The sequence below is a fragment of the Rhizobium ecuadorense genome, assembly GCF_001187535.1.
Lineage (GTDB): Bacteria > Pseudomonadota > Alphaproteobacteria > Rhizobiales > Rhizobiaceae > Rhizobium > Rhizobium ecuadorense.
In genome coordinates, this window is the sequence record NZ_LFIO01001790.1 from 103719 (window position 1) to 117891 (window position 14173).

13 protein-coding genes are annotated in these 14173 nt (G+C 63.0%); 9 read left to right on the top strand and 4 right to left on the bottom strand.

All coding sequences use genetic code 11. The annotated features are described in order from the left end of the window. Window positions 1–34 precede the first annotated feature (34 nt). Complete coding sequence (locus tag AF337_RS36565; protein WP_049736041.1) at window positions 35–1849, bottom strand: monovalent cation:proton antiporter-2 (CPA2) family protein; 1815 nt, start codon at window positions 1847–1849, stop codon at window positions 35–37. 119 nt (window positions 1850–1968) lie between these two features. Here AF337_RS36565 and AF337_RS36570 point away from each other — a divergent pair, with 119 nt between their 5' ends. The 6 genes from AF337_RS36570 to lpxK all read left to right on the top strand — a co-directional run bounded on the left by AF337_RS36570 (window position 1969) and on the right by lpxK (window position 7888). Beyond that, on the top strand, window positions 1969–3315 hold the full coding sequence (locus tag AF337_RS36570; RefSeq protein ID WP_049735946.1) for a TldD/PmbA family protein: 1347 nt from the start codon (window positions 1969–1971) through the stop codon (window positions 3313–3315). A 59-nt stretch (window positions 3316–3374) separates the two neighbouring features. Then, window positions 3375–4184 carry a 3'(2'),5'-bisphosphate nucleotidase CysQ gene (locus AF337_RS36575; RefSeq protein ID WP_049735947.1) on the top strand — a complete coding sequence of 270 codons (810 nt, stop codon included), beginning with the start codon at window positions 3375–3377 and terminating at the stop codon, window positions 4182–4184. Window positions 4185–4245: 61 nt separating this feature from the next. Beyond that, window positions 4246–4488: a DUF4170 domain-containing protein gene (locus AF337_RS36580; protein ID WP_049735948.1), complete on the top strand. Its 243-nt coding sequence runs from the start codon at window positions 4246–4248 to the stop codon at window positions 4486–4488. Between the two features lie 171 nt (window positions 4489–4659). Next, on the top strand, window positions 4660–5979 hold the full coding sequence (waaA, locus tag AF337_RS36585; protein ID WP_049735949.1) for a lipid IV(A) 3-deoxy-D-manno-octulosonic acid transferase: 1320 nt from the start codon (window positions 4660–4662) through the stop codon (window positions 5977–5979). Window positions 5980–5988: 9 nt separating this feature from the next. Further along, a complete protein-coding gene (locus AF337_RS36590; RefSeq protein ID WP_049735950.1) occupies window positions 5989–6711 on the top strand; it encodes an HAD family hydrolase in 723 nt (240 codons plus the stop codon). Between the two features lie 103 nt (window positions 6712–6814). After that, entirely contained in the window at window positions 6815–7888 is a 1074-nt protein-coding gene (gene lpxK / locus AF337_RS36595; RefSeq protein ID WP_049735951.1) for a tetraacyldisaccharide 4'-kinase, read from the top strand. A 24-nt stretch (window positions 7889–7912) separates the two neighbouring features. Here lpxK and AF337_RS36600 read toward each other — a convergent pair whose 3' ends face one another. After that, window positions 7913–8797 carry a GntR family transcriptional regulator gene (locus AF337_RS36600; RefSeq protein ID WP_049735952.1) on the bottom strand — a complete coding sequence of 295 codons (885 nt, stop codon included), beginning with the start codon at window positions 8795–8797 and terminating at the stop codon, window positions 7913–7915. A gap of 99 nt (window positions 8798–8896) precedes the next feature. On the opposite strand from AF337_RS36600, the gene AF337_RS36605 reads away from it, so the two are divergent. The 3 genes from AF337_RS36605 to AF337_RS36615 all read left to right on the top strand — a co-directional run bounded on the left by AF337_RS36605 (window position 8897) and on the right by AF337_RS36615 (window position 11712). Continuing rightward, window positions 8897–9955: an ABC transporter permease gene (locus AF337_RS36605; protein ID WP_193393698.1), complete on the top strand. Its 1059-nt coding sequence runs from the start codon at window positions 8897–8899 to the stop codon at window positions 9953–9955. Then, complete coding sequence (locus tag AF337_RS36610; RefSeq protein ID WP_049735954.1) at window positions 9952–10716, top strand: ATP-binding cassette domain-containing protein; 765 nt, start codon at window positions 9952–9954, stop codon at window positions 10714–10716. The genes AF337_RS36605 and AF337_RS36610 overlap by 4 nt, the downstream gene beginning before the upstream one ends. Before the next feature lie 78 nt (window positions 10717–10794). Next, window positions 10795–11712: a sugar ABC transporter substrate-binding protein gene (locus tag AF337_RS36615; protein WP_049735955.1), complete on the top strand. Its 918-nt coding sequence runs from the start codon at window positions 10795–10797 to the stop codon at window positions 11710–11712. Window positions 11713–12044: 332 nt separating this feature from the next. Here AF337_RS36615 and AF337_RS36620 read toward each other — a convergent pair whose 3' ends face one another. Together AF337_RS36620 and mutL are read right to left on the bottom strand one after the other, a co-directional pair. Further along, window positions 12045–12275 (bottom strand): DUF2093 domain-containing protein, encoded by a 231-nt coding sequence (locus AF337_RS36620; RefSeq protein WP_003588271.1) that lies wholly within the window; start codon window positions 12273–12275, stop codon window positions 12045–12047. Window positions 12276–12342: 67 nt separating this feature from the next. Then, window positions 12343–14160: a DNA mismatch repair endonuclease MutL gene (mutL, locus tag AF337_RS36625; protein WP_049735956.1), complete on the bottom strand. Its 1818-nt coding sequence runs from the start codon at window positions 14158–14160 to the stop codon at window positions 12343–12345. Between the last annotated feature and the right edge of the window lie 13 nt (window positions 14161–14173).

Consider the following 14173-nt stretch of genomic DNA (forward strand, 5'->3'; position numbering starts at 1 on the left):
AATGCGTCAAATTAACAAGCCGGCCCAGCGGCGATCAGGCCTCCGCCGTCGCATCCACGGTGCCCGCCAGCGGATCGTCTTCGAAGGGATCGGCGGCGCGTTTCGGCTTGACCAGCGGTTCGGGGCGGACGGGATGGGAAAACAGCATGTCGCGGCCGGCTTGCAGCCCTTCGGACACTTGCAGCACCAGACGCGCTTCGTCGCGCTTGCGGATATCCTCGCCGATCTCATAGGCGTCGACTTCGGAAACGCCGAGCGCCTCCAGCGTCCGCCGCCCGAAGAGCAGCCCGGATTCCAGCGTTTCGCGCAGTTCGTAATCGACGCCCTTGTTGCGCAGCTCGATCGAGTGGATGCGGTCGTAGGAGCGAACGTAGAGCCGTGTGTGCGGATAGTCCGCCTGCACCAGTTCGACCACCTTGTCGGTGATCTCCTTCTTCTGCGTGCAGACGAGCACGATCTTTGCCCGGTCGATGCCGGCCGAGCGCAGCACGTCCTTGCGGGCGCCATCGCCGAAATAGATGCGGAAGCCGAAGGCGGAGGCCTGGCGGATGCGGTCCGCCGAAAAATCGATGACGGTGACGCTGCGCCCGCCGGCAAGCAGGATCTGGGCGGCGATCTGGCCGAAACGCGAGAAGCCGACCATCAGCACGTCGGCGCCGGCGCCTTCGAAGTCCTCGTCCAACTCCTCATGTTCGTCGCCACGCAACAGCCGCTTCGAAAGTGCCGCGCCGATCGGCGTCAGCGCCATGGACAGCGTGACGATCGCCACCAGCAGCGATGCCGTGCTCGCCGCCATCAGCCCGACGGTTGCCGCCGCGGTAAACAGCACGAAGCCGAATTCGCCGCCCTGCGGCAGCAGGAAGGCAATGCGGATCGCATCATCGTGCGGAGACCCCGAGATCCGGCAGAGCCCGTAGATGACGATCGCCTTGACCGCCATGATGATCGGCACCGCGACGATGACGAAGAGCGCGTTGTCGGCAAGCACGTCGAGCTGCAGCGACAGGCCGACGGCGATGAAGAAGATGGCGAGCAGCACGCCGCGGAAGGGCTCGATATCGGCCTCCAGCTCGTGCCGGTAGGAGGATTCGGCGAGCATCACGCCGGAGAGGAAGGCGCCCATCGCCATCGAAAGCCCGGCAAGCTGCATCAGGCTCGCCGATCCCATGACGACGAAGAGGGCAGCGGCGATCATCGCCTCGCGCGCGCCGGTCCTAGCGATCACCTGGAAGAGCGGCGTCAGCAGGTAACGCCCCATGACGACCATCGCCGCGACCGCGCCGACGGCGACCGCGAAATCGGCAAGCGGCGCGTGGCTGCTCTTGCCGCCGCCGTCGAGCACGGTGATCAGCGCCAAGAGCGGCACGATCGCCAGATCCTGGAACAAAAGCATCGAGAAGGAGCGCTGTCCGTATCTGGTGTTGACGTCGCCGTCGCCCTCGAGGATCTGCATGGCGAAGGCCGTCGAAGACAGCGCCAGGCCAAAGCCGGCGACGATGCTGCCGCGCCAGTCGAGCACTTCAGAAAACCAGGCGAGTGCGGTCAGCGCCAGCCCGGTCACCACCACCTGCGCCGTGCCGAGGCCGAAAATGTCACGGCGCATCTGCCACAGGCGGCTGGGTTTCAGCTCCAACCCGATGATGAAGAGCAGGAAGACGACGCCGAGTTCGGCGACGGCAAGGATCTGTTCGCCGTCGGTGATGCCGTGGAAGACGGGACCGATGACGATGCCGGCTGCGAGATAGCCGAGCACCGTGCCGAGCCCGAGCTTCTTGAAGATCGGCGCGGCGACCACTGCTCCGCCGAGCAGCAGGATCGTTTCGGAAAAAAAGGCATTGGGCGCGGACATCAGGGCGAATTCTTTCGACGGCGGGGAACAGGCCGGCAGCCCCGACAAAGAATCGGCGGCGGCGGCCTTGATGCTTGGGAGAGTGCACAATAAATGGAAGCCGAAGGAAAGGCCAAATCATGTCCTCAGAAATCGATTCCTCGACACTTCTTTCCCGCGCAAGTCAATTGATCGATCTGGCCAGGAAGGCGGGGGCCGATGCCGCCGATGCCGTCGTCGTCCGGTCGCGCTCGCAATCGGTCAGCGTTCGCCTCGGCAAGGTCGAGGGCACGGAATCCTCCGAAAGCGACGATTTTTCGCTGCGCGTCTTCATCGGCAAGCGCGTCGCCAGCGTTTCGGCCAATCCGGGCTTCGATCTGCAGGCGCTTGCCGAACGTGCGGTCGCCATGGCCAAAGTCTCGCCGGAAGACCCCTTCGCCTGCCTCGCGGATGAGGCAAGCCTTTCGAAGTCCTATCCCGACCTGCAATTGCTCGATGCCACCGCGGTCTCCTCCGAGATGCTGCGCGAGGCGGGGCTTGCCGCCGAGACCGCGGCCCTTGCGGTCAAGGGTGTCACCAATTCCTCTGGTGCCGGCGCCTCGGCCGGCATGGGCGGCCTGGTTCTCGCCACCTCGCACGGTTTCGAAGGCAGCTACATGGCCTCGCGTTTCGGCCATTCCGTCAGCGTCATCGCTGGCGAAGGCACCGGCATGGAGCGCGATTATGACTACGACAGCCGGCTCTATTATGCCGAACTCGACAATCCTGCCGAGATCGGCCGCCGCGCCGGCGAACGGGTGGTCAAGCGCATCAATCCGCGCCAGGTGCCGACCGGCAAGGACGTCACCGTCATCTTCGACCCGCGCGTCGCCCGCGGCTTCGTCGGCCATATCGCCGGCGCGATCAATGGCGCCGCCGTCGCCCGCAAGTCGAGTTTCCTGCGCGACAGGATGGGTCAGCAGGTGCTGAAATCGGGCCTGTCGATCACCGACGATCCGCTGGTCGTGCGCGGCCCCTCCTCGCGCCCCTTCGACGGCGAGGGCGTATCGGGCGAGCGGCTGGTGATGATCGAGGACGGTGTCCTCAAGCACTGGTTCCTGTCGACCTCGACCGGGCGCGAACTCGGTCTTCAGACCAACGGCCGCGGCGTGCGCGGCGGCACCGCCGTCTCGCCGTCCTCCACCAATCTTGCGCTCGAACCCGGCGACATCACGCCCGAGGAACTGATCCGTAGCGTCGGCAACGGCTTTTACGTCACCGAACTGATCGGCCACGGCGTCAACATGATCACCGGCGAATACAGCCGTGGCGCCACCGGCTTTTGGGTCGAGAACGGCGAACTGACCTTCCCGGTCTCCGAGGTGACGATCGCCTCGAACCTCAAGGAGATGTTCATGCGCCTGACGCCGGCCAACGACATCGACCGCAAGTTCGGCGTCGCGGCCCCGACCTTCGCCATCGAAGGCATGACGCTGGCAGGCCAGTAAGAAACGGCCAGTACGAAACGGTCAGTGAGAAACGGACGGCAGGAAACGGATTTGACGGAATGAGCGATAGGGAAAAGGCCCTTTGGCCGAGCGATCTCACGCTGATCGCCGATGCTGCGAAAGAGGCTGGGGCGGTCGCGTTCGGCTTCTTCAACCAGTCTCCCGAGGTCTGGTGGAAAAACGGCGACCGCTCCCCCGTCAGCGCCGCCGATTTCGCCGCCAACAAGACGCTCGAGACCATTCTGCGCAAGGCCCGGCCGGATTATGGCTGGCTGTCTGAAGAAACCGACGATGATGCCGGCCGCCTCTCGCATGAGACGCTGTTCATCGTCGACCCGATTGACGGCACGCGCGCCTTTCTCGGCGGGCAGAAGGTCTGGTGCGTCAGCGTCGCGGTCGTTCATCGCGGTCGGCCGGTCGCCGGCGTGCTCTATGCGCCGGCGCTCGAGGAACTCTATGAGGCGGTCGACGGTGGCTTGGCGACGAAGAATGGCGTGCCCTTCACCGTCTCCGCTGCCGGACCGGAGGAGACGAGCCGCCTGGCGATCGGCGAGGACCTGTTGAAGACCTTTCCACCGGAATTTCGCGACCGGGTCAGCCGCCAGAAACACATTCCCTCGCTTGCCTATCGCATCGCCATGGTGGCGGACGGTCGCCTTGAAGGCACCTTCGTCAAGAGCAATTCGCATGATTGGGATCTGGCCGCCGCCGATCTGATCCTTAGCCGCGCCGGCGGTAGCCTCGTCGATCTCGAAGGCAGCCCGATCGCCTACAACAGTGCCGACGTGACCCACAACGTCCTCTGCGCAGCCCCCGCGCCCCGCATCAGCGAGTTTCTCGCGGCCTTTGCGGGACGACGAGACAGTTGACGTTTCCGTCAAAATCCCGCAGATGGGGTGGCGGAGGAGAATAGCAGAAAGAGAACAAAAAATGACTGACTCCGGTGACAAGAAGCAGCTTTTGCATCTCGTTTTTGGCGGCGAACTGGAAAGCCTCGATGAGGTCCAGTTCCGCGATCTGAAGGGTCTCGATATCGTCGGCATTTTCCCGGATTATGCCACGGCGCTGTCGGCCTGGAAGTCGAAGGCGCAGCAGACGGTCGACAATGCGCATATGCGCTACTTCATCGTCCACATGCATCGTTTGCTCGATCCGCAGGCCAAGGGCAACTGACCCTGGCAGGTGCCGTCGGCCGATCGACCGCTCGGCGGGCGGCCTTTCGTGCATCGGGCGCCGGTCGATCCGGATCGTTTGACGCATTCTGAACAAATTGATCGGTCATTGCGGCCGCAACGATAATGGGGGAATGGGTTTGATATCGATCTTGGATCGGAGACTGGCGCGATGAGCTCCCGGATGGCGCGCTTCGGTCTGAGCGCATACCGTCTGGCGGGAACCGTGGCCTCTCCTGTCGTCGGCCTCTATATCACCTACCGCACGGCCAAGGGCAAGGAAGACCGGGCGCGCCGCCTGGAACGCTTCGGCTATCCGAGCGCCAACCGGCCGCAGGGCCCGCTCGTCTGGTTCCATGCCGCAAGCGTCGGTGAAACCAATGCCGTCATCCCGCTGATCCGCGAAATCCGCCGCCGCGACATCCATGTCATTTTGACCACAGGCACCATCACCTCCGCCAAGCTCGCCGCCGAGCGGCTCGGTCAGGACGCGATCCACCAATATGTGCCGCTCGACCTGAAGCCCTCGGTCAGCCGCTTCCTCGATTACTGGCAGCCCGATTGCGCCATCATCGCCGAATCCGAAATCTGGCCGGCAACGGTACTGGAGCTTGGCCGCCGCCGCATTCCGCAGATCCTGATCAATGCCCGCATGTCGGACCGTTCCTTTGCCCGCTGGCGCCGCCGCCCGGCCATCGCCGAAGCCTTGTTCGAGAATCTCGCCCTCGTCATCGCCCAGTCGGATATCGATGCCGAACGTTTCCGCGATCTCGGCGCCGTTCCCGTCATCACCTCGGGAAATCTGAAGGTCGATACCGACGCGCCGCCCTATGACAGCGCTGTCCTTGCCCGCTACAAGAAGCAGATCGGCGACCGCAAGACTTGGGCGGCGATCTCGACCTTCGACGGCGAGGAGAATGCCGCTGCCATCGTCCATCGGGCGCTGAGGGAGCGCGATCGTCAGCTGACGATCATCGTGCCGCGTCACCCGGAGCGCTGCGACGAGATTGAGGCGGCGCTGGTCAAGCTGGGGCTGAAGGTCGCCCGCCGCACCCGCGACGATGTCTTGTCGGCCGATGTCGATATTTTCCTCGGCGATACGATCGGCGAAATGGGCCTCTATTTGAGACTGACGGAAATCGCCTTCGTCGGCCGCTCGCTCTTTGCCGAAGGCGGCCAGAACCCGCTGGAGCCCGCCATGCTCGGCTGCGCCGTTCTCTCCGGCGGCCATGTGCAGAATTTCCGCGACGCCTATCAGAAGCTTGCCCGCAGCGGCAGCGCCCGCATGGTGCGAGATACCGAAATGCTGGCCAAGGGCGTGCATTACCTTTTGATCAACGACGAAGCCCGCCGCAACATGATCGAGGCCGGTATCACCGCCGTGCACGAGATGCGCGGCGCGCTGACCGCGACCGTCAAGGGGCTGGAACCCTATATTAATCCGCTGACGGTGAAGGCGCGGCTGCTGCCCAAGGCCGTGGCCCAGGTCTGAGGATAGAGCATGGCGGCAGCATCCCATATCAAAGGCATTCTCTTCGACAAGGACGGCACGCTGCTCGACTATGACGAGAGCTGGCTACCGGTAAACCGTGAGCTTGCCCGCATTGCCGCTGAAGGGGACCCGCTTCTCGCCGACCGGCTGCTGTCTGCCTGCGGCATGGATCCTTTGACCGGCCATATCGTTCCCGACAGCCTGCTGGCCGCCGGCAATACCCGACAGATTGCCGAGGGTCTGGTTGCCGCGGGCTCGATGGTCGATGTCGGCGAACTGACGGTACGCCTCGACGAGCTGTTTTCCAACGCTGCCGAATTTTCCGTGCCGGTGACCGACCTCGCCGGCTTCTTCGCCAGGCTGCATCAGCGCGGCTTCAAGCTCGGTGTCGCCTCCAGCGACAATGAACGGTCGATCCGCCAGACGGCGGAACGTTTCGGCTTCGCGGGCTATGTCGATTATATCGCCGGTTACGACAGCGGTTTCGGCGTCAAGCCGGAGCCGGGCATGGTGCTCGGCTTCTGCGCCGCGACCGGTCTTTCGCCTGCGGAAGTCGCGATGGTCGGCGACAACAATCACGATCTGCACATGGGGCTGAATGCCGGCACCGGACTGAGGATTGCGGTGCTGACCGGCACCGGTTCGCGCGATTCGCTTGCCGCGGCCGCCGATCATGTGCTCGAAGATATCACCGCCATCGAGACGCTGCTGCCGGATCTGCAGCCCGCCTGAGGGGTAAGGGCTTGCATTTTCATTGATTTTGGCTTCTCAATCCGGCCGGTCGAAAAGCAAGGGGCTGGCTGCCGCAAGGCGGGCAGGGGAGCGGAACGGCAAGATGATATCCGAAGCGCCGCCGTTCTGGTGGAGGAAAGCCGATTGGCGGGCCTGGCTGCTGGCGCCGGTTTCCTTTCTCTACGGTCGTATCGCCGGCTACCGCATGGCCCATGCGCGCCGCGCCTCCGTTGCCATTCCGGTCATCTGCATCGGCAACTTCACCGTCGGCGGCGCCGGCAAGACGCCGACGGCGCTGACGATCGCCCGCGCCGCCAAGGCGAAAGGGCTGAAACCGGGCTTTCTCAGCCGGGGTTACGGCGGCTCGCTCGATGTGACGACGGTGGTCGACCGCGATCATCACCGGGCGGTCGCCGTCGGCGATGAGCCGCTGCTGCTTGCCCAGGAGGCGCTGACGGTGATTTCCCGCCGGCGCGTCGACGGGGCGCAGCGTCTCGTGGCGGAGGGCGCCGATCTCATCATCATGGACGACGGTTTCCAGAGCGCCCGGCTGGCGATCGACTATGCCTTGCTGGTCATCGACGCGACCCGCGGCCTCGGCAACGGCCATATCGTGCCGGGCGGCCCGATCCGCGCGCCGATCCGCCAGCAGCTGCGTTCGGCGACGGCGCTGTTGAAGGTCGGCGGCGGCAATGCCGCCGACAGGATCGTCCGCATGGCGGCGCGCGCCGCAAAGCCCTATTTCACCGCATCGCTGAAAGTGCGCGGCGACAACACGCTTGCCGGCATGAAGGTGCTCGCCTTCGCCGGCATCGCCGATCCCGCCAAATTCTTCCGCACGGTCGAATCGCGCGGCGCCGAGATCGCCGTCGCCAAGACTTTCGGTGATCATGAGCACCTGACCGAGGAGGAGATCGACGACATCCTGACGACCGCCGAGCGTCAGGGCCTGCTGATCGTCACGACATCCAAGGATTTCGTCCGCCTCTCCGGCCATCCCGGCAAGGCGGCACAGCTCGCCGAAAAGTGCCGGGTGATCGAGGTCGACATGGTCTTCGAGGATCACCTGGCCCCGAGCCTGATCATCGACCGGGCGATCGTCGCCTGCCGCGAGCGGCGTTTGCGGGAGATGAAGACCGGCGATAAAGCCATTCCACGCAAGGCTGAACCGCTGTAACGAGTGCTGCGAAACGCGGTGACGTCACGCGATCGAGCGGAGTAACGTTTCGCGGGCGGAGGTGAGATGCGCGCGGCAAGCCTGATCGATCGAGGCGATATTGCGGCTTTCCAGGGCGTCGATCAGGGCGAGATGCTCCCTGATGGCGACCTCATTGCGCGTCCGCTCATCGCGCTTGTTCCACTGATAGTGATAGTGGAAGATGATGGCTATCACGTCCTGGAAGCTTTCGATAAAGCGGTTTGGCGCGACCACGGCAATGAGCCGATGGAATCGGCTGTCGAGCTCCGAGAAATCCTGAAAACGGGCGTCGATATCCGCGAGCAGCTCCAAATGTGCCGCCCGCATGGCACGGACCTGCTTCCAGATGGGCGAGCCGTCGGGCAGGCTCGCGAACAATCGCGCGGAGCGCATTTCGAACATTTCCCTGATCTCGAACAGTTCGAGCGCGAAATTCGCGGTGAAACCTTTGAAAACCCAGCCTGCATTCTGGCGTTTCTCGATCAGCCCATATTTCTGAAATCGATTGAGAAACTCACGCACGATCGTTGTGGCGACCCCGAATTTCCTTGCGAGTTCCGCCTCATTGATCTCAGTGCCGGGACAGGCATTGTCGCGCAGCATCCACTCCATGAAGCTCGTCTCAACCTGTTCCGAAATGGCTAAGGTCTCTTCCTTCGGATAGCGCTCTATCTGCTGCGGGTGCTCACGGATGATCCGCCTGTGCACTTCAGATACGATGACCCCACGGGCGGACATGCTCGCCAGCACCTTCCGCACCGTCGTTCTGCTCACGCCAAGCTGGGCGCGCAGTGCGTTTTCGGAGGGCAGTTCCGCTCCAAGATCGAGCGTCCGAAGAAGATCGATCATATCGTTGAAGGCTCGCTTGAAGGTCGTATCCGTTCTCATGAAGCAACCTCTGGTATGATCATCTATCTATAAAAAACAAGTTGACGTACGTGTATCATATGTTTCTTATGTATAAAAAACTGGGGAGGCTAGGGGAATTTGGAAGATTCGGGGATTCTGCCTCAAAATTCGTCCCGGCCTGGTGGTCCGCAAGATGCAACCTTCCATCCGAGACAATCTGGCATCTCATTGGGGCTGAAGCTATTGAGCCTGGGCCCACTCTTGATCCTCGTTCTGCTCATCGCCGTCGTCAGTTTGATCACGCCGGCCTTTCTAAAGCCCGTCAACCTGGGGAACATCCTGGCGCAGACTGCAGGGATTGCTGTTGTGGCGATGGGGCAGCAGCTCGTCATCCTGACGCGCGGGATCGATCTGTCTGTCGGCTCGAACCTGGCGCTGGCGACGGTCATCGGCGGACTCGTCTACCATCAAATTGATTCCTCGATCGTCGTCATCGTGGCCATGCTGCTTGCAGGTGCTGTTGTCGGGGCGGTAAACGGCGTGGTCTTTGTCTATGGCCGGCTGCCGCACCCCTTCATTATCACAGTTGCGACCTTGAGCATCTGCCGCGGCCTGGCACTTTCATTGGCGCCCGGCCACACCACCATGCGCGGGATGCCCGATGCGGTTGCCGTGATCGGCGGCGGTACGACGCTTGGTGTGCCCAACTCCTTCTTTGTCGTCGCCATATTCACGCTTCTTTTTCTGATCCTGACGAAGTCGATGGTCTTTGGCCGATGGATCTATGCTGTCGGCGGCTCGCCGAATGCCGCCAGAAGCATGGGTATCCCGGTTAATGGCGTTCTGCTCGCGACCTACATCATCTGCGGCTTTTGTGCAGGTGTCGGCGCGGTGCTGCTTGCAGGACGGACTGCCGCTGCCTCGCCAATCTACGGCAATCTCCTCGAGCTCGACACCATTGCTGCGGTGATTATCGGTGGCGCCAGCTTCCTTGGCGGACGGGGCCATCTCGGCCATGCACTGATCGGCGCCGTTCTGATCGGTGTTATCCGCAACGCCCTAAACCTGCTCGGCGTCGACGTGTTCTTTCAAATGATCGCGATTGGGCTCGTCATCGTCATTGCCGTAGAGGCCGATGTGCTTCGCAACCATCTCGAGGCGCGCGCGCGCGTGCTTCAAACGGCGAGAATGCAATGAGCGCTGGATCCACGACACCGGCACTTTCGGTACGCAACGCGCAGAAGCGCTTCGGGGCGATTCATGCCTTGAAAAATGTAAGCTTCGATGCCTATGCAGGTGAAGTAACCGCTCTTTTGGGTGACAACGGCGCCGGCAAATCGACGCTCGTCAAATGCATCAGTGGGCTTCACAGTCTCGACGAAGGAGAAATTCTCGTCGACGGTGCTCCTGTTTGGCTCAATTCAACCACGGCGGCCCGCCGCGCCGGTATTGAAACGGTCTATCAGGACTTGGCGCTTTTCGACAACCTGACTCCCGTCCAGAATTTCTATTGCGGCCGAGAGATCTCCTTTCCGTCCTGGCTGCCGCGTCCGCTCCGCTTCCTCAACACGGGCATGATGAGGCGCGACGCAGCAAGCGTCATCGATCGCCTGAAGGTCAAGCTGCCGAGATTCGACGCGCCGGTTGCACTGATGTCCGGGGGGCAGCGCCAGGCGATCGCGGTCGCGCGCGCCATCGTCTTTGCGCGCAAGCTCGTGCTCCTTGACGAACCAACGGCGGCCCTCGGCCTTCGCGAGGCCCGCCAGGTTCTTGATCTGATCAATCAGCTCAAGGCCGCCGGCAATGCGGTGATCTTGATCACGCACAATATGGAACATGTCGTCGAGATCGCCGATCGGGCGGTTGTGCTGCGCCAAGGTCGCAAGGTCGGTGAATTGAAGCCAACGGAAGCGAACAAGCAGGACCTTGTCGCGATGATTGTCGGCGCCGGGGCTTGAGGGAGATCGCTGCTTCGTTGGGGCAGCGAACAACGAGATCGCTCTAGAGGAGAGCGGTCAAAACATGGGAGGTGTATCATGAAACGGCATTTCCTGCTGGGAGCTCTTGGGATCCTGGCCGTCGCTGTAGTACCGTCCTTGGCGCAGGAGCCGGTCAAGCTCGGCTTCATAACCAAATTCCCTGTACCGTTCTTCGCAACCATGGAGAACGCCGCGAAAGATTATGCGAAGAGAAATCCCGGCGTCGAGATCATTTACGGGCAGGGTACCTCCGCGACCGACATCGAGGGCCAGATTGCGCAGATCGAGTCCATGGTGACGCGAGGCGTGCAGGGCATCGCCCTTACCCCCGTCGATCCCACCGTATCCACTGCCCTGGACAAGGCGGTTGCCGCCGGCATCAAGGTCGTGTTGATGGATAACAATATCCCGGACTGGAACGGCAGGACGGCGCTTGCCACGACCAACAATTTCGCCGCGGGCAAAATCGCGGGCGAATATCTCAAAACGGTTCTCAAAGCCGGCGACACGCTCGGGATTCTCGAGGGCGTGCCCGGCGTGCCGGCGCTTGATGACCGTGTGAAGGGGATGATGGAAGGGCTGAACGGCCTTGACGTCAAGATCGTCGGAAAAGGCGCGACAAATTGCACCGAGGAACTCGGCATTAATGTCGCCGAGGATCTGCTCACCAAGAACCCAGACCTTAAGGCCATCTATGCCGCCTGCGGCCCGCCCGCTGCCGGCGCAGCGCGCGCAATCAAGAATGCCGGCATTGCCAATGACAACATTGTGCTGGTCGGTTTCGACTTCTGCTGTGGCGAAGAGGAAGCGCTGAAGAGTGGAGTCGAGGACGCATCGGTAGCACAGTTCCCAACCAAAATGGCTGAGCTCGGTGTGGATGCCCTGGTGAAATCGATTCGCGGAGAAAAGGTCGAGTCGTTGATCGACTCCGGCGCGGCGCTCGTAACGCCCGACAATATGGCAACCTTCAAGTGAACCGTCGCCCCTGTGGAGCGTCAAAGGCGCGAAGCAGTCTCACCTCGTTATCGGATTGATATCGTGGAACTCTGCGGCCCGGAGCTCTATTGGCCAGTCGATACGGAAGGCGCGGCGGATGAGCCGATGCCTTCCGGTCGTCGGGCGACCGGAGTGGATATTCTCGCTGCAACAAGCTGGCGCCGCAGACCGGAGAACCATCCTGCTTGGCCCCCGGACTCTCCTTGCACTCGCCTCCGCCGCAGCGTTTGCGATGTCTGTTCCGTCCTCAAAACTGCACGGTTTGAAGGTGATAGAGCGTCTTGAGCGCGCCGGTAAAGGGCGGCTCCCTTCTAACGCCGCTGGTTCGGCAGCACGCCGGCGCGTTTATCGGCTTCGATGGCCGAGATCACGTCGGCATAGGGTTCCTGGCGCGCGACGCTCCAGTAGCGCAGCTCGTCGAGCGGGATCTGTTTTCCCGTCATCGCGCAGACGACATAGGAGCCGGGCGAGAGAATCTGGAAATCGCCATCGAGATACCGGATCTTCGCCTCGCGGTTTCCGTGCCCTTCGAACAAATTCATGCGCTCCGTTCCCTGCAGCCTCTCATCCGTTTGCCATACTCCGGCAAAGGCGGCTTTTCCAGCTTTTTTAGCTTCTGCCGAAAAGCCGCTCGATATCGCTGAGCTTCAATTCGATATAGGTCGGCCGGCCGTGATTGCACTGGCCGGAGCCGGGCGTCACTTCCATTTCCCTGAGCAGCGCGTTCATTTCCTCCGGCCGCAGCCGCCGGCCGGAGCGCACCGATCCGTGGCAGGCCATGGTCGCCGCCACATATTCGAGCTTGGCCGACAGGCCGGACGCCGTGTCCCATTCGGCGATCTCGTCGGCAAGCTGGCGGATCAGGCCATGTGCATCGACCTCGCCGAGCATGGCCGGTGTCTCACGCACGGCGATCGCCCCGGGGCCGAAACGTTCGATCGCCAGGCCAAGCTCGGAAAGCTCGCCCGCATGCTGCATCAGTCGGTCGCAATCCTCTTCCGGAATGTCGACGATCTCCGGGATGAGCAGCACCTGCGAGGCCAGCCGCTTCGAATGCAGCGCCTTGCGCATCGCCTCGAAGACCAGCCGCTCATGCGCGGCATGCTGGTCGACGATGACGAGCCCGTCCTCGGTCTGGGCGACGATATAGTTTGCGTGAATCTGCGCCCGCGCCGCGCCGAGCGGATAGCGCCCGGTTGTTTCGGGAGAGGTGGTGTCGGCTGCTGCCGGCTGCGGCGAAAACTGCGGCTCGGCGCGCGCCGTCGGCATCGACAGCCCGTCGAAAGAGGCCTGCGGCCGTTCACCGAGACCGCTTGCCGGCTGGTAGGGCCGGGAGGGCGAGGTCTCGGCCGACCATGCCGTCTGCGGCCGCTGCGCGTACGGCTGAAAACCGGGACGGAAGGCGCGCAGCATGTCGCTCGCCCCGGTCGTTGCCGCCCGGCTGCCGTCGCGCGACAAGGCCTCGCGGACGGCGCCGACGATCAGGCCGCGCACCAGGCCGGGGTCGCGGAACCGAACGTCCGATTTGGCCGGATGCACGTTGACGTCGACGAGTGCCGGATCGAGGCTGATCGACAGCACCGCCACCGGATAGCGCCCGGAGGGAATCGTCTCGGCATAGGCGCCGCGGATGGCCGACAGGATCAGCTTGTCCTGCACCGGCCGGCCATTGACGAAGGCATATTGGTGGGCGGAGTTGCCGCGGTTGAAGGTCGGCACGCCGGCAAAGCCGGTGAGCGAAATCTCCTCGCGCACGGCGTCGAGCGCGATGGCGTTGTCGCGGAAGTCCTTGCCGAGCACCTGCGCCATACGCGCCAGATGATCGTCGCCGGTCGCCGGAAATTCCAGCGTCGTGCGGTCCGAGCCCGACAGCACGAAGCGCACGGCGGGAAAGGCGATCGCCATGCGTTTGACGATCTCGGTAATGGCGCCTGCCTCGGCTTTCTCGGTCTTCAAAAATTTCAGCCGGGCGGGTGTGGCGAAGAACAGGTCGCGCACTTCGACGATCGTGCCGGGATTGGCGGCGGCCGGGCGCAAATGCGCGATCTTGCCGGCGTTGACGGCGATCTCGTGGCCGCCGGCGCTGTCGCGCCTGCGGCTGGCGATACTGAGCCTGGCGACCGAGCCGATCGAGGGCAGCGCCTCGCCGCGGAAGCCGAGCGTGCGGATATTATCGAGCGTGTCCGATAGTTTCGAGGTGCAGTGACGCCGGACCGCCAGCTCCAGATCGGCCGCGTCCATGCCCGAGCCGTTGTCGCTGACCCGCAGCAGCACCTTGCCGCCGCCCGATGTGGCGATCTCGATGCGCGTGGCACCCGCATCGAGCGCGTTTTCGATCAGTTCCTTGGCAGCGCTCGCCGGCCGTTCGATGACTTCGCCGGCGGCGATCTGGTTGATGAGCGTTTCGGAAAGCTGTCTGATGGCCATGGGCTATTTTCGA

Excerpts from the sequence above, each read along its gene's own strand:
- AF337_RS36570 (WP_049735946.1), top strand. The coding sequence starts at position 1,969 with ATGTCCTCAGAAATCGATTCCTCGACACTTCTTTCCCGCGCAAGTCAA.
- AF337_RS36620 (WP_003588271.1), bottom strand. The coding sequence starts at position 12,275 with ATGAATTTGTTCGAAGGGCACGGAAACCGCGAGGCGAAGATCCGGTAT.
- AF337_RS36575 (WP_049735947.1), top strand. The coding sequence starts at position 3,375 with ATGAGCGATAGGGAAAAGGCCCTTTGGCCGAGCGATCTCACGCTGATC.
- AF337_RS36600 (WP_049735952.1), bottom strand. The coding sequence starts at position 8,797 with ATGAGAACGGATACGACCTTCAAGCGAGCCTTCAACGATATGATCGAT.
- AF337_RS36580 (WP_049735948.1), top strand. The coding sequence starts at position 4,246 with ATGACTGACTCCGGTGACAAGAAGCAGCTTTTGCATCTCGTTTTTGGC.
- AF337_RS36610 (WP_049735954.1), top strand. The coding sequence starts at position 9,952 with ATGAGCGCTGGATCCACGACACCGGCACTTTCGGTACGCAACGCGCAG.
- AF337_RS36565 (WP_049736041.1), bottom strand. The coding sequence starts at position 1,849 with ATGTCCGCGCCCAATGCCTTTTTTTCCGAAACGATCCTGCTGCTCGGC.
- waaA (WP_049735949.1), top strand. The coding sequence starts at position 4,660 with ATGAGCTCCCGGATGGCGCGCTTCGGTCTGAGCGCATACCGTCTGGCG.
- AF337_RS36615 (WP_049735955.1), top strand. The coding sequence starts at position 10,795 with ATGAAACGGCATTTCCTGCTGGGAGCTCTTGGGATCCTGGCCGTCGCT.
- AF337_RS36590 (WP_049735950.1), top strand. The coding sequence starts at position 5,989 with ATGGCGGCAGCATCCCATATCAAAGGCATTCTCTTCGACAAGGACGGC.
- mutL (WP_049735956.1), bottom strand. The coding sequence starts at position 14,160 with ATGGCCATCAGACAGCTTTCCGAAACGCTCATCAACCAGATCGCCGCC.
- lpxK (WP_049735951.1), top strand. The coding sequence starts at position 6,815 with ATGATATCCGAAGCGCCGCCGTTCTGGTGGAGGAAAGCCGATTGGCGG.